Source organism: Methylobacterium sp. 1973, assembly GCF_040545035.1.
Taxonomy (GTDB): Bacteria; Pseudomonadota; Alphaproteobacteria; order Rhizobiales; family Beijerinckiaceae; genus Methylobacterium; species Methylobacterium fujisawaense.
On sequence record NZ_JBEPLA010000002.1, the window covers coordinates 512220 to 524815 of the forward strand.

General features: G+C 71.7%; 9 protein-coding genes. 3 read left to right on the top strand and 6 right to left on the bottom strand.

Translation table 11 applies throughout. The features are described from left to right. The first annotated feature begins 39 nt into the window (after positions 1 to 39). On the top strand, positions 40 to 1806 hold the full coding sequence (locus ABIC70_RS06485; protein WP_279901550.1) for a methanol/ethanol family PQQ-dependent dehydrogenase: 1767 nt from the start codon (positions 40 to 42) through the stop codon (positions 1804 to 1806). 409 nt (positions 1807 to 2215) lie between these two features. Continuing rightward, entirely contained in the window at positions 2216 to 5431 is a 3216-nt protein-coding gene (locus ABIC70_RS06490; protein ID WP_354439224.1) for an autotransporter domain-containing protein, read from the top strand. On the opposite strand, the gene ABIC70_RS06495 is transcribed toward ABIC70_RS06490, so the two are convergent. Next, positions 5415 to 6335 (bottom strand): LysR family transcriptional regulator, encoded by a 921-nt coding sequence (locus ABIC70_RS06495; protein WP_043757148.1) that lies wholly within the window; start codon positions 6333 to 6335, stop codon positions 5415 to 5417. The genes ABIC70_RS06490 and ABIC70_RS06495 overlap by 17 nt on opposite strands. A 92-nt stretch (positions 6336 to 6427) precedes the next feature. Between ABIC70_RS06495 and ABIC70_RS06500 the strand changes: the two genes are divergently transcribed. Further along, a complete protein-coding gene (locus tag ABIC70_RS06500; protein WP_182592252.1) occupies positions 6428 to 7297 on the top strand; it encodes an aldo/keto reductase family oxidoreductase in 870 nt (289 codons plus the stop codon). Between the two features lie 157 nt (positions 7298 to 7454). On the opposite strand, the gene ABIC70_RS06505 is transcribed toward ABIC70_RS06500, so the two are convergent. From ABIC70_RS06505 to ABIC70_RS06525, 5 genes are all read right to left on the bottom strand, one after another. Then, complete coding sequence (locus tag ABIC70_RS06505; RefSeq protein ID WP_182592253.1) at positions 7455 to 8684, bottom strand: ABC transporter substrate-binding protein; 1230 nt, start codon at positions 8682 to 8684, stop codon at positions 7455 to 7457. Between the two features lie 245 nt (positions 8685 to 8929). Continuing rightward, positions 8930 to 9817 (bottom strand): beta-keto acid cleavage family enzyme, encoded by an 888-nt coding sequence (locus ABIC70_RS06510; protein ID WP_182592254.1) that lies wholly within the window; start codon positions 9815 to 9817, stop codon positions 8930 to 8932. A 16-nt stretch (positions 9818 to 9833) separates the two neighbouring features. Then, positions 9834 to 10592, bottom strand: a complete 759-nt coding sequence (locus tag ABIC70_RS06515) for an SDR family NAD(P)-dependent oxidoreductase (protein ID WP_053608470.1) — start codon at positions 10590 to 10592, stop codon at positions 9834 to 9836. Beyond that, the gene (locus ABIC70_RS06520) at positions 10589 to 11539 is read right to left on the bottom strand and encodes a 3-hydroxyacyl-CoA dehydrogenase family protein (protein WP_182592255.1); all 951 of its coding nucleotides are present in this window, start codon (positions 11537 to 11539) and stop codon (positions 10589 to 10591) included. Before ABIC70_RS06520 ends, ABIC70_RS06515 begins: the two co-directional genes overlap by 4 nt. Before the next feature lie 62 nt (positions 11540 to 11601). Further along, positions 11602 to 12453, bottom strand: coding sequence for an AAA family ATPase (locus ABIC70_RS06525; protein ID WP_043347425.1), 852 nt, complete (start codon positions 12451 to 12453; stop codon positions 11602 to 11604). Positions 12454 to 12596 lie beyond the last annotated feature (143 nt).

Below are 12596 nucleotides of genomic sequence, written 5' to 3' on the forward strand. Positions count from 1 at the left end.
CCGGTGCGCCGGCGACCGCGCGGCGGGAGGATTTTCAGGATGCGCGCTTCCCTCCTCGCGGCCCTGCCGCTCGCCGGCCTCGCCGGCGCGGCCTCGGCCGGACCCGCGCCGGTCCTCCAGACCCTGGACTACGCCAACACCCGCTATTCGGATCTCGCCCAGATCGACGCCGGCAATGTCGGGCGCCTGAAGGTCGCCTGGACCTTCTCCACCGGCGTCCTGCGCGGCCACGAGGGCGCGCCGATCGTGGTCGGGCACGTGATGATCGTGCACACGCCCTTCCCCAACGTGGTCTACGCCCTCGACCTCGACCATGACGGCCGAATCCTGTGGCGCTACGCCCCCCGGCAGGAGGCCGGCGTCATCGCCGTCATGTGCTGCGACACGGTCTCCCGCGGGCTGGCCTACGCGGACGGGCGGCTGTTCCTGCAGCAGGCCGACACCACCGTGGTCGCCCTCGACCCCGAGACCGGCCGGGTGCTGTGGTCGGTGAAGAACGGCGATCCGGGCCGGGGGGAGACCAACACCGCCACGGTCCTGCCGGTCCACGGCAAGCTCATTGTCGGGCTCGCGGGGGGCGAGTACGGGGCGCGCTGCCACGTCACCGCCTACGATCAGGCGACGGGCCGGCGCCTCTGGCGCGCCTACGCCACCGGGCCCGATGCCGACATGCTGGTCGATCCGGAGACGACGACCGAACTCGGGCGCCCGATCGGCAAGGATTCCTCGCTGACGAGCTGGGAGGGCGACCAATGGCGGACCGGCGGCGCCTGCAGCTGGGGCTGGTTCTCCTACGATCCCGACCTGAACCTCGTCTATTACGGCACCGGCAACCCCGCGACCTGGAACCCGTCCCAGCGCCCCGGCGACAACCGCTGGTCCATGGCGATCATCGCCCGCGACGCCGACACGGGCATGGCCCGCTGGGTCTACCAGATGACCCCCCACGACCAGTGGGACTATGACGGCGTCAACGAGATGATCCTCACCGAGCAGGTGATCGCCGGCCGGTCGCGCAAGGTGCTGACCCATTTCGACCGGAACGGCTTCGGCTACACGCTCGACCGCGCCACGGGCGAAGTGCTGGTGGCGGAGAAGTTCGATCCCACGGTCAACTGGGCCAGCCGGATCGTGATGGACCCCGCCGCCCCCGATTACGGCCGGCCGGTGGTCGACAAGCGCTATGCGCCCGGGGAGGCCGACGAGGAGGAGGTGACCAAGAACATCTGCCCCGGGGCGCTGGGCGCCAAGAACCAGCAGCCCGCGGCCTACTCGCCCCTGACCCGGCTGTTCTACGTGCCGACCAACCACATGTGCATGGATTACGAGGCGTTCCGGGTCACCTACACGCCCGGCCAGCCCTATGTCGGCGCGACGCTCACCCTGCACCCGCCGGAGGGCTCGGACCGGACCGGGGCGTTCATCGCCTGGGACGGCGCCAAGGGCCGGATCGCCTGGACGATCCCGGAAGCCTTCTCGGTCTGGTCGGGGGCGCTGGCCACCGCCGGCAACGTGGTCTTCTACGGCACGCTGGAGGGCTACCTGAAGGCGGTCGATGCCCGGGACGGGCACGAGCTCTACCGGTTTAAGACGCCGTCCGGCATCGTCGGCAACGTCACCACCTACCTGCACGACGGGAAGCAGTACGTGGCGGTGCTCTCCGGGGTCGGCGGCTGGGCCGGGATCGGTCTGGCGGCCGGGCTCACCGATCCCGCCGACGGTTCGGGGGCGGTCGGCGGCTACGCGGCCCTGTCGCAATACACGGCGCCGGGCGGGCAGCTCACGGTGTTCGAACTGCCGAAGTAGGCCCGGCCGCCGGTCCCGGCGGCATCCGCACGCGCCGCCGGGCGATTCGCACGGCATCCCGCCGGGTCGCTTCGGCACCGGATCCGCCCGGGCGCAATCCGGGCCGCCTCCCCTGCCCCGCCTGGCCCCGACCCCTGCAACCGCGTCCGACCTCGGGCGCGGCTATTCAGGTGCGGCCGCACGTACGCGGCAATCGAAGACCAAAACCCAGTTATTGACGGATAATGTGATAGATTAAATCCGGCTATCTCGGTATATTATTCGAAAATAAGCCGACTTACAGAGTGTTGCTCTGAAGATACGAATCGAGAATACGTCAGATTTTGAACGAAATATGACGATTTTCCATCGATGATCTTGGATATGGGGCGCGCGACCGGCCGGACGGGGCGGTGTCGGGGAGCGCATCATGAAACGGGGATATGGGGTCTCAATCGCCGCTCTGGCGGTCGCGATGCTCGGTTCGGGCGCCCAGGCACAGACGCCCGGTGCGGGCAACGGCGTCGACATCCTGTCGGGCTTCGGGCGGATCTGGATCCCCGGACGGACCTACGACACCGGATCGCCCACGGCCCTCGGGGCGCCCCTCCTGCTGCGCAACATCCAGATCGTCGCCGAGCGGGCACGGGAGCGGACTCTCGCGCAGGAGGTCGCCGCCTATTACGACGACCGCCGCAACCAGAGCTACAGCGTCATCGACGGCCTCGGCCCGCTGACCGAGGCCTATCTGGCGGGGTCCGGGGCGACCACCACGATCCCGGCCTTCGACGCGACCACGTCCCGCGTCCAGTATGTCGACCAGGGCACCGGCGCCGGCGTGACGACGTCGCCCCTCGGGAAGGTCGTGCAGCTGGTCAACGTGTTCCGGACCAACGCCTCCACCAGCCCGGCCAAGGACGCCTACAGCTACCCGCGCCCGTGGCGGCAGAGCCTGAACGGCGAGAGCCTCGGCTTCGTCGTGCCGCCCTCCCTCGTGCCGGAGAAGAGCCCGACGCCCGCGACGGATGGCGGCTTCCCGAGCGGCCACACCAACGCCGCCTACCTCTCGGCCCTCGCCCTGGCCTACGCGGTCCCGCAGCGGTTCCAGGAACTGCTCACCCGCGCCAGCGAGCTCGGTGACAACCGCATCGAGGCGGGGATGCACTCGCCCACCGACGTGATCGGCGGCCGCGTGCTGGCGACCTACTTCGCCATCCGGGCGCTCAACGACCCGGCCAACGCGACCCTGCTGGCGGACGCCGTCGCGCAGGCCCAGAGCTACCTGAGCCAGGCCTGCGGCGGGCCGCTGGAACGGTGCGCCCACGCCGCGGTCGATCCCGCCACCGACCGCTTCTCCGATTACGCGCGCAACAAGGCCGCCTACACGGCGCGCCTCACCTACGGTCTCCCCTCGGTCGGACCCACCAATCTGCCGCCGGTGGTCCCGACGGGCGCCGAGGCGCTGCTCGCGACGCGCTTCCCCTACCTCACGGCGGCGCAGCGCCGCGACGTGATCGCCACCACCGAGCTTCCCTCCGGCGGATTCCTCGACAACGGCCTGGGCTACGACCGCATCAACCTGTTCGCCGCCGCCGACGGCTACGGGGCCTTCAACGGTCCCGTCAGCGTCACCCTGGATGCGGCCAAGGGCGGCTTCTCGGCCTACGATGTGTGGCGCAACGATATCGGCGGCGCGGGCAGCCTCGAGAAGCTCGGCAGCGGTACCCTGGTGCTGGCCGGCGCCAATACCTACGCGGGCGGCACGACGATCGGCGGCGGGACGCTGGTCGGCCATGCGGGTGCCTTCGGCACGGGCGCGATCGTCGACAACGCTACCCTCGTGGTCGATCAATCCGTCGACGGGACGCTGGCCAACGCCATCTCGGGTTCCGGGACCCTGACCAAGACCAATGCCGGCACCCTCACGCTCACCGGCCTCAGCACGCTGAGCGGCGCCACCACGGTTCAGGCCGGACGGCTCGCGGTGAACGGCTCCCTCGCCAACTCGGTCGTGTCGGTGCTGCCGGGGGCGGAGCTCGGCGGCTCCGGCACGGTGGGCGGGATCGGCGCACTCTCGGGGGGCACCGTGTCTCCCGGCAACTCCATCGGCACGCTCACCGTCGCCGGCAATGCCGCCTTCGCGGCCGGCTCGACCTACCGGGTCGAGGCCAACGCCGCCGGACAGGCCGACCGCATCGCCGCCACCGGCAGCGCCACCCTGTCGGGCGGCACCGTCCAGGTGCTGGCCGCCTCGGGCGCCTACAACCCGCGCACCACCTACACGATCCTCTCCGCCGCCGGCGGCGTCTCGGGCCAGTTCGCCGGCGTGACGGCGAACCTCGCCTTCCTCAGCCCGGGCCTGCGCTACCGGACCGACGCGGTCGACCTGACCCTCACCCGCAACGACGTGCCGTTCGCCGCGTCAGCCACCAGCCGCAACGGCATGGCGGCGGCCAACGCCGTCCAGGCGGCCGGCCCGGGCCGGCTCTTCGACGCGGCGGTCGCCTTCACCACGGCCGAGGCCGATGCCGGCTTCCGGGCGCTGGCCGGCGACATCCATGCCGGCACCGTGTCCACCGCCTACGAGACCGCGTTCTTCGTGCGCGAGGCGGTGCTCGACCGCCTGCGCTGGGGCAGCCCCGGCACCGGGCTCGATTACGGCACCCTGCCGGCCGCCTACGCGGCCGACCTGCCGGGGCGCCAGCCGGTGGTGGCGGGCGTGCCGGTGCGGACGCTCGACCCGCAGGTGTTCGGGCTCTGGGGCCAGGGCTTCGGCGCCTTCGGCACGGCCGAGGGCGGCGGCAACGCGTTCAACCTCGACCGGCAGATCGCCGGCTTCGCGGCGGGCGCGGATGTCCGCGTGTCGAACGGGCTGCGCGTCGGCGTGGTCGGCGGCTACACGGAGGCGTATCTCGACAGCGCCGGCCGGTCCGGCGGCACGAGCCGGGCGGAGAGCGCCACGCTCAAGAGCGGCTTCGGCGGCCTGTATGGCGGCTATGAGGTCGGGCCGTTGTCGCTGCGGCTGGGGGCGCTCTACGCCGAGACCGACACGCGCACCCGGCGGGCGGTGCTGTACGGGCTGTCGGACACGCTGAGCGGCCATGGCGGCGGCTATACGGTGCAGGGTTTCGGCGAGATCGGCTGGAGGATCGCGCTCGGCCAGCCGGCTCCGGCGGCTCTGGTGTCGAGGGACGGCGTCGCGGTGCCGGTGCCGCCGGCGGCCTCCTACGTCGAGCCGTTCGTCGGCGGGGCGTATGTCGGCATCCGGCGGGACGCCTTCGCGGAGACCGGGGGCGCGGCGGCGCTGGCGAGCGTCGCGCGGGACTACGATCTGGGCGCGGCGACCGTGGGGGTGCGGGCGCAGACGGGCCTGGAGCTGGGGTTGGGTCTTCCGGTGACGCTGCGGGGTCTGGTCGGCTACCGGCGGGCCTTCGGCGACGTGGTGCCGACGGCCCTGCTGCGGTTCGGCACGGGCCCGGCCTTCCTGAGCGCGGGCGTGCCGATCGACCGGGACGCGCTGGTGGCGCAGGTCGGGCTCGATCTGGCGGTGGCGCCGAACGCGAGCCTGGGTGTGGCCTATACCGGCCAGACCGGCGCCCGCGCCCAGGATCAGGCCGTGAAGGGCACCTTCACCCTCCGGTTCTAGCGCGCGACGCCTGCGCGCCGACGAAATCCACGAAGGCGCGCAGGGGCGCCGGCAAGAGCCGCCGGCCCGGATAGTAGAGGAACGGGCCGGAGAAGACCTGCCACCAGGGTTCCAGCACCGGCTCCAGGGCGCCGCTCGCGAGCTGCGGGCGCAGCCAGTCCTCGAAAAGGTGGACGATCCCGGTACCCGCGACCGCGGCTTCCACCGCGAGGTCGCTGGCGGCGACCCGCACGATCAGCGGCCCGGACGGGTCCACCCGGACGATGTCGCCGTCGCGCTCGAACTCCCAGGGCGCCGTCAGGGCGCCGCTCGGGAACCGGCCGAGCAGGCAGGCATGGGCGAGGAGGTCGCGCGGATGCTCCGGCCGGCCGCGCCGGTCGAGATACGCCGGGGACGCGGCGGTGGCGAAGCGCTGCCGCCGCGGGCCGATCGGCACGGCGATCATGTCCTGCTCCAGCCGCTCGTCGTAGCGGATCCCGGCGTCGCAGCCCGCCGCCAGCACGTCGACGAACCCGTCCTCGACGACCACCTCCAGGCGGATCTCCGGGTAGGCCGCCAGGAAGGGCGGCACGAGGGCCGGCAGGACGAGGCGCGCCGCGCTCAACGGCACGTTGAGCCGCAGCGTCCCGGCCGGCCGGTCGCGAAACCCGTTCACCACGTCGAGGGCGGATTCCACCTCGGCCAAAGCCGGGCCGAGCCGCTCCAGCAGGCGCATGCCCGCCTCGGTGGGCGCGACGCTGCGGGTGGTGCGGTTCAGGAGGCGCACGCCGAGCCCCGTCTCCAGCCGGCGCACCGCCTCGCTGAGGCGCGACGCGCTCCCGCCCCCGGCGCGGGCGGCCTCGCGGAAGCCGCCGGCCCGCGCCACGGTCACGAAGGCGGCGAGGTCCGTGAGATCCTGGGTCATTGTTCGAAGATCCGCACAGCCCGTGCCGATTGTCACCGCTTATCGGTCGAATCGCTGGCGTCTACATCCGGGACGCGAACAGGAGATCCGTCATGACCGACATCGCGCAGGCCGGCACGTTCCAACTCGGCGACCGCAGGGTGAAGCGGCTCGGCTACGGGGCCATGCAACTCGCCGGGCCGGGCGTGTTCGGGCCGCCCAGGGACCGCGCCGCCGCCATCGCGGTGCTGCGCGCGGCCGTCGCCGCGGGCGTCGACCACATCGACACCAGCGACTTCTACGGGCCGCACGTCACCAACCAGATCATCCGCGAGGCGCTGCACCCCTACCCGGACGACCTCGTGATCGTCACCAAGGTCGGCGCGAAGCGCGGGGCCGACGCCTCGTGGAACCCGGCCTTCTCGGCCGCGGAGCTGACGCAGGCGGTCCACGACAACCTGCGCAACCTCGGCGTCGAGGCCCTCGACGTGGTCAACCTGCGCCTGATGTTCGACGTCCACGGGCCGGCGGAGGGCCCGGTCGAGGCGCCGCTCACCGTGCTGGCCGATCTCCAGCGCCGGGGGCTGATCCGCCGGATCGGCCTGAGCAACGCCACGCCGCGTCAGGTCGCGGACGGGCGCCGGATCGCCGACATCGTCTGCGTGCAGAACCAGTACAATCTCGCCCACCGGGGCGACGACGCCTTCATCGACGCCCTCGCGGCTTCCGGCACCGCCTACGTGCCGTTCTTCCCGCTGGGCGGGTTCAGCCCGCTGCAATCGGGCACCCTGTCGGAGGTGGCCGCCGGGCTCGGCGCGACGCCGATGCAGGTGGCGCTCGCGTGGCTGCTCCGCCGGTCGCCCAACATCCTGCTGATCCCGGGGACGTCGTCCCTCGGCCACCTGCGCGAGAACCTCGCGGCGGCGGAACTCAGCCTGCCGGAGGAGGCCATGGCGGCGCTCGACCGGATCGGGGCGGCGTGAGAGGCGCTCATCCGACCCCCGCCCTCATCCTGAGGTGCTGGAGCGAAGCGGAAGCCTCGAAGGAGCCCTCCCGATACCGCCGCGATCCCTGGAGCCCTCCTTCGCGGCCGCTGCGCGGCACCTCAGGCTGAGGGGTTTGGTGGGATAGCTCGGGCCCCTACTTCGCGGTCATGCCGGCCACCATCGGGCAGCCGCCCTCGCTCATCGGGCGGAAGGCCTGCTCGGCGGGGATCGTCTCCAGCACCTTGTAGAGGTCCCACGCGCCCTTCGACTCGGAGGGCGCCTTGGCCTCGAACAGGTACATCGGGTGGATCTTGCGCCCGTCCGGCCGGATCGAGCCCTTGCCGAACAGCGGGTCGTCGGTGGGCATCTCCTTCATCTTGGCCACCACGGCGGCGCCGTCCTTGGCCGAATGCAGGGCCGCCACCGCCTTCAGGTAGTGCAGCGTGCTGGCGTAGACGCCCGCCTGGTACGAGGTCGGCTTCTTGCCGGGCATGCGCTTCTCGAACCGCTCCGCGAAGGCGCGGGTGCCGTCGTTGAGGTCCCAGTAGAACGAGGCCGTGAAGTCGAGCCCCTGCGCCACCTCCAGGCCCAGCGAGTGGATGTCGGTGATGGCGATCAGCAGGGCGGCGATCTTCTGGCCGCCCTGGCGGATGCCGAACTCGTGCGCCTGCTTGATGGCGTTGGCGGCGTCGAGGCCGGCATCGGCGAGCCCGATCACCTGCGCCCCCGAGGCCTGGGCCTGGAGAAGGAACGAGGAGAAGTCCGGGTTCGGGAAGGGCGTGCGCACGCCGCCGACGACCGTGCCGCCGTTCTTCTCCACCACGGCCTTGGTGTCGCGCTCCAGGGCGAGGCCGAAGGCGTAGTCGGCGGTGATGAAGTACCAGGTCTTGCCGCCGCGCTTGAGCATCGCCTTGCCGGTGCCGTTGGCGAGCGCCGCCGTGTCGTAGGTCCAGTGCACGGTGTTGGGCGTGCAGGCCGGCCCGGTGAGGTCGGCGGTGCCGCCGCCCGAGTTGATGAAGGCCTTGTTCTTCTCCTTGGTGATCTGCGCGATGGCGAGCGCCACCGAGGAGGTCGGCACGTCGAACACCGCGTCGACGCCGTCGCGGTCGTACCATTGCCGGGTGACGGAGGCGCCGACATCGGGCTTGTTCTGGTGGTCGGCGGAGACGACCTCGACCTTCAGCCCGTGCGCCTCCGGCTTGAAGTCCTCGACCGCCATGCGGGCGGCCACCACCGAGCCCTCGCCGGTGGAATCGAAGTAGACGCCCGAGCGGTCGTTCAGGACGCCGATCTTCACCGGGACGAGGTCGGCCGCGAAGGCGGCGCCGGCGCCGAGCGCGCACAAGCTCCCGAGCAGTCGCGCGACGTGGTGGCGGACCGTCATGTCTCTCTCCCTGTTTGTCCGAACGCGGCGGCGTTGATCGCCGCTCGGTTCTTCTCAGGGTGCAGACTATCCGGGGGGGATCGCGGTCGATACGGCAACGCGTGAGGATGCGGGCGTTCCGTCAGGGGCCGCCTTCCCCGCCCGCGACGACGCTTCGGTGATCGCGGACGGGCATTCGCTTCTCCGAGGCGCCACCCCGTCTTCGCTGCGCACGTGATGACGGGTGAGCGGCGGCGACCGGACTCTCAACCGCCCCGCGGCGCCAGCCCGAAGATCGCCCGCGCCTGATCGGGCGTGGCCGGCGCACGGTCGATATGGGCCAGCAGGTTCACGGCCTTCTCCACCAGCGCGGCGTTGCTCGGCGCGAGGGTGCCGCGGGACAGGTACAGGTTGTCCTCCAGCCCGACGCGGACGTTGCCGCCCATGCCGGCGGCGACCGCGAGGATCGGGAACTCCTCACGGCCGATGCCGAAGGCCGACCAGACCGCGTCCTCCGGCAGCCGGGCGCGCATCGCCACCAGGGCTTCCGGTGTCGCCGGCGCTCCCCAGGGAATGCCGAGGCAGATCTGGAACAGCGGCGGCCGCGCCAGATGCCCCTCGGCGATCAGGTGCCGGGCCAGCTCGATCTGGCCGAGATCGAACACTTCGATCTCGGGCTTCACGCCCGCGTCGCGGATGTGACCCGCCATTGCCCGCAGGTGGCCGGGGGTGTTGAGGAACAGGTGCTCGCCGAAATTCATCGTGGCGACGTCGAGGGTGCAGATCTCGGGTGTGAGTGCCGCCACGTGCCGGGTGCGGGCTTCCGGGCTCACGAAGGTGGTGCCCGGGCCGGCGACGGCCGGATCGGGATCGCCGGGCACGAACCGGCCCCCCGCCCCCGTGGTCAGGTTGAGGATCACGCTGTCGTTCTGGTCGCGGATCCGTTCCACCACCTCGCGGTAATGGGCCAACTCCATGCTGGGCGCGGCGGTCTCGGGATCGCGGACGTGGATGTGGACCACCGCGGCCCCGGCGGCGGCGGCCTCGAGGGCCGACTGGGCGATGGCCTTCGGGCTCACCGGCACGGCCGGATTCTTCTTCGGCGTGTCGAAGGAGCCCGTGAGGGCACAGGTGATGACGGTGGTGCTCGACATCGTATCCTCCCCGGGCTCAGATCGCCCCGCCGTCGACCGTGATCGTCTCGCCGGTGATGTAGGCCGCCCCCGCCGCGAGGAAGAAGATCGTCTCGGCGATGTCCTCCGGCCGGGCCATGCGGCCGAGCATCGTGCGCTCCACCGTCGAGGCCTTGCGCGCCTCCGACCAGGGCTCGGTCCAGGGCGTGGCCACGAGGCCCGGCGCCACCGCGTTGACCCGCACGTCGGGCGCCAGCGCCCGGGCGAGGCTGCGGGTCAGGTTGATCAGCCCGGCCTTGCTGGCCGCGTAGGCCACCGAAGAGCCCCGCCGCCCGAGCCCGGCCACCGAGGCGGTGTTGACGATGGCGCCCCGGCTCGCCTTGAGGGTCGCGGCCGCGGCCCGGGCGCAGCGGAACGGCCCGAGGAGGTTGGTCGCCAGGATCGTGGCCCAAAAATCCTCACTCATCGCGTCGAGATCCTCGAAGGCGATGGGCGTGGTCGTGCCCGACGTTCCGGCATTGTTGACGAGCACGTCGAGGCCGCCGAGCCGGTCGATCCCGGCCGCCACCATCGCCTCGGCCTCGCCCGCCCGCGACACGTCCCCGGGCAGCGCGAGCACCGAGAGCCCCGTCCCGGCAAGTCGCGCGACCTCGGCGGGACCGCGGGGATCGTCGGGCAGGTGATTCAGCGCCACCGCGGCGCCGTTGCGGGCGAAGATTTCCACCGTCGCGAGGCCGATGCCCGACGAGGCTCCGGTGACGAGGACGCGCCGTCCGGACAGGTCCGCTCCGATCATGATCCCTCCATCCGGCCGATCCCGGCCATCGCCGCCTTGAGCGCCAGGAGCTTGCGGTCGCGCTCGCGGAACAGCTCCGCGGGCGCCCGGCCGCCCCAGTCGAAATAGCCGCGCCCCGCCATCACCCCGGTCCGGCCCGCGGCGCAGAGGGCGTCGAGGGTCTCGGAGCGGGTGCGCGGCGGCGGCGGCGCGTAGCTGCCGTTGGCGAGCGCGCGCTGCGTCAGCTCCAGGCCGGTGAAGTCGGCCTTGGCGAGGTGGCCGAGGATCGGGATGCGCAAGGAGAGTCCGTGGATGATCGCATCGTCGATGTCCCGCGGCGCGGCGACGTCCTCGTCGAGGAGCCGGAACACCTCGGCGCTGATCGCCTGCTGGATGCGGTTGGCGATGTAGCCGGGGATGAAGCGCTTCAGCACGATCGGGACCTGCCCGAGGCCGCGCACGAGGTCGGCCATGGCGGCGACCACCGCCGGATCCGTGCCGGGCCCCGGGACCACGTCGACGAGGTCGACGATGTAGGGCGGCGTGTACCAGTGCAGGATCAGCGCCCGCGCCTGCCGGGCCTCCGGGATCAGCGGGAACACGTCGAGATAGCTGGTGTTGCTGGCGAGGATCGCGTCGGCCGGGCAGAGCCGGTCGAGCTCGGCGAACAGGGCGCGCTTCGCCTCCGGGTTCTCGGTGATCGCCTCGATGACGAGGCCGGCGCCCGCCACCGCCGCGTCCAGCGCCGCCTCGACCCGGACGGCCCGTGCCAGTCGCTCGGCATCCCAGCCCGCGGGCGCGGCCCCTGCCTCCTGCAGGGTGGCCAGCGCCGATTCCATCAGGCCGGGCACCCGCGCGCGGGTCTCCGGTGACGTGTCGGTGATCCGCACGCCGTGGCCGCCGAGCGCCAGCACCAGGGCGATGCCGTGCCCCATCACGCCGCCGCCGACGATCGCGATCTCGCCCATGCCGCACGCTCCGTCCCTGTCCCGGGCTCCTCTGGCGGGAGTCCTCGGGTCTTCACGCGAATTCAGCCGCCGCGCTGGTCCCGGCGCATCATGAAGGCCAGCTTCTCGAAGAGGCTGACATCCTGCTCGTTCTTCAGGAGCGCCCCGTGCAGGGGCGGGATCAGCTTGCGGCTGTCCTGCTCGCGCAGGGTCTCGGGGGCGATGTCCTCGGAGACGAGGAGCTTCAGCCAGTCGAGCAGTTCCGAGGTCGAAGGCTTCTTCTTCAGGCCCGGCACCTCGCGCAAGGCCAGGAAGGTCCGCAGGGCCTCCTCGACGAGGCGGTGCTTGATGCCCGGATAGTGGACGTCGACGATGCGCTGCAGCGTCTCGGCGTCGGGGAACTTGATGTAGTGGAAGAAGCAGCGGCGCAGGAAGGCGTCCGGCAGCTCCTTCTCGTTGTTCGACGTGATGATCACGATCGGCCGGCGCACGGCTTTGACGGTCTCGCCGGTCTCGTAGACGTGGAACTCCATCCGGTCGAGTTCGGTGAGGAGGTCGTTGGGGAACTCGATATCGGCCTTGTCGATCTCGTCGATCAGCAGGACCGGGCGCTCGGGCGCGGTGAACGCCTCCCAGAGCTTGCCGCGCCGGATGTAGTTCCCGATCTCCGAGACCCGGGGATCGCCGAGCTGGGAGTCGCGCAGGCGCGAGACCGCGTCGTACTCGTAGAGACCCTGCTGCGCCTTGGTGGTCGACTTGATGTTCCAGACGATCAGCGGCGCGCCGAGTCCCCTGGCGATCTCCTCGGCCAGCACCGTCTTGCCGGTGCCGGGCTCGCCCTTCACCAGGAGCGGGCGTTCCAGCACCACCGCGGCGTTGACCGCCGCGGTGAGGTCGGGGGTCGCGACGTAGGTCTCGGTTCCGGAAAAGCGCATCGCGGTCTCGGAGAGAGGGGCTTGAGCCCAGGGGTAACGCGGCGCGCAGCCGGGCCGCAAGCGCGGCGCCGGATCCGACCCGCGTCCGCATCCTGAGACGCCCGCGTCAGCGAGCCCCGCAGGAAGGCTTTTGGGGAACGCGC

What these genes read in the sequence shown, in the direction of transcription:
- ABIC70_RS06485 (WP_279901550.1), top strand. Translation starts at nt 40, where the DNA reads ATGCGCGCTTCCCTCCTCGCGGCCCTGCCGCTCGCCGGCCTCGCCGGC.
- ABIC70_RS06490 (WP_354439224.1), top strand. Translation starts at nt 2,216, where the DNA reads ATGAAACGGGGATATGGGGTCTCAATCGCCGCTCTGGCGGTCGCGATG.
- ABIC70_RS06495 (WP_043757148.1), bottom strand. Translation starts at nt 6,335, where the DNA reads ATGACCCAGGATCTCACGGACCTCGCCGCCTTCGTGACCGTGGCGCGG.
- ABIC70_RS06500 (WP_182592252.1), top strand. Translation starts at nt 6,428, where the DNA reads ATGACCGACATCGCGCAGGCCGGCACGTTCCAACTCGGCGACCGCAGG.
- ABIC70_RS06505 (WP_182592253.1), bottom strand. Translation starts at nt 8,684, where the DNA reads ATGACGGTCCGCCACCACGTCGCGCGACTGCTCGGGAGCTTGTGCGCG.
- ABIC70_RS06510 (WP_182592254.1), bottom strand. Translation starts at nt 9,817, where the DNA reads ATGTCGAGCACCACCGTCATCACCTGTGCCCTCACGGGCTCCTTCGAC.
- ABIC70_RS06515 (WP_053608470.1), bottom strand. Translation starts at nt 10,592, where the DNA reads ATGATCGGAGCGGACCTGTCCGGACGGCGCGTCCTCGTCACCGGAGCC.
- ABIC70_RS06520 (WP_182592255.1), bottom strand. Translation starts at nt 11,539, where the DNA reads ATGGGCGAGATCGCGATCGTCGGCGGCGGCGTGATGGGGCACGGCATC.
- ABIC70_RS06525 (WP_043347425.1), bottom strand. Translation starts at nt 12,453, where the DNA reads ATGCGCTTTTCCGGAACCGAGACCTACGTCGCGACCCCCGACCTCACC.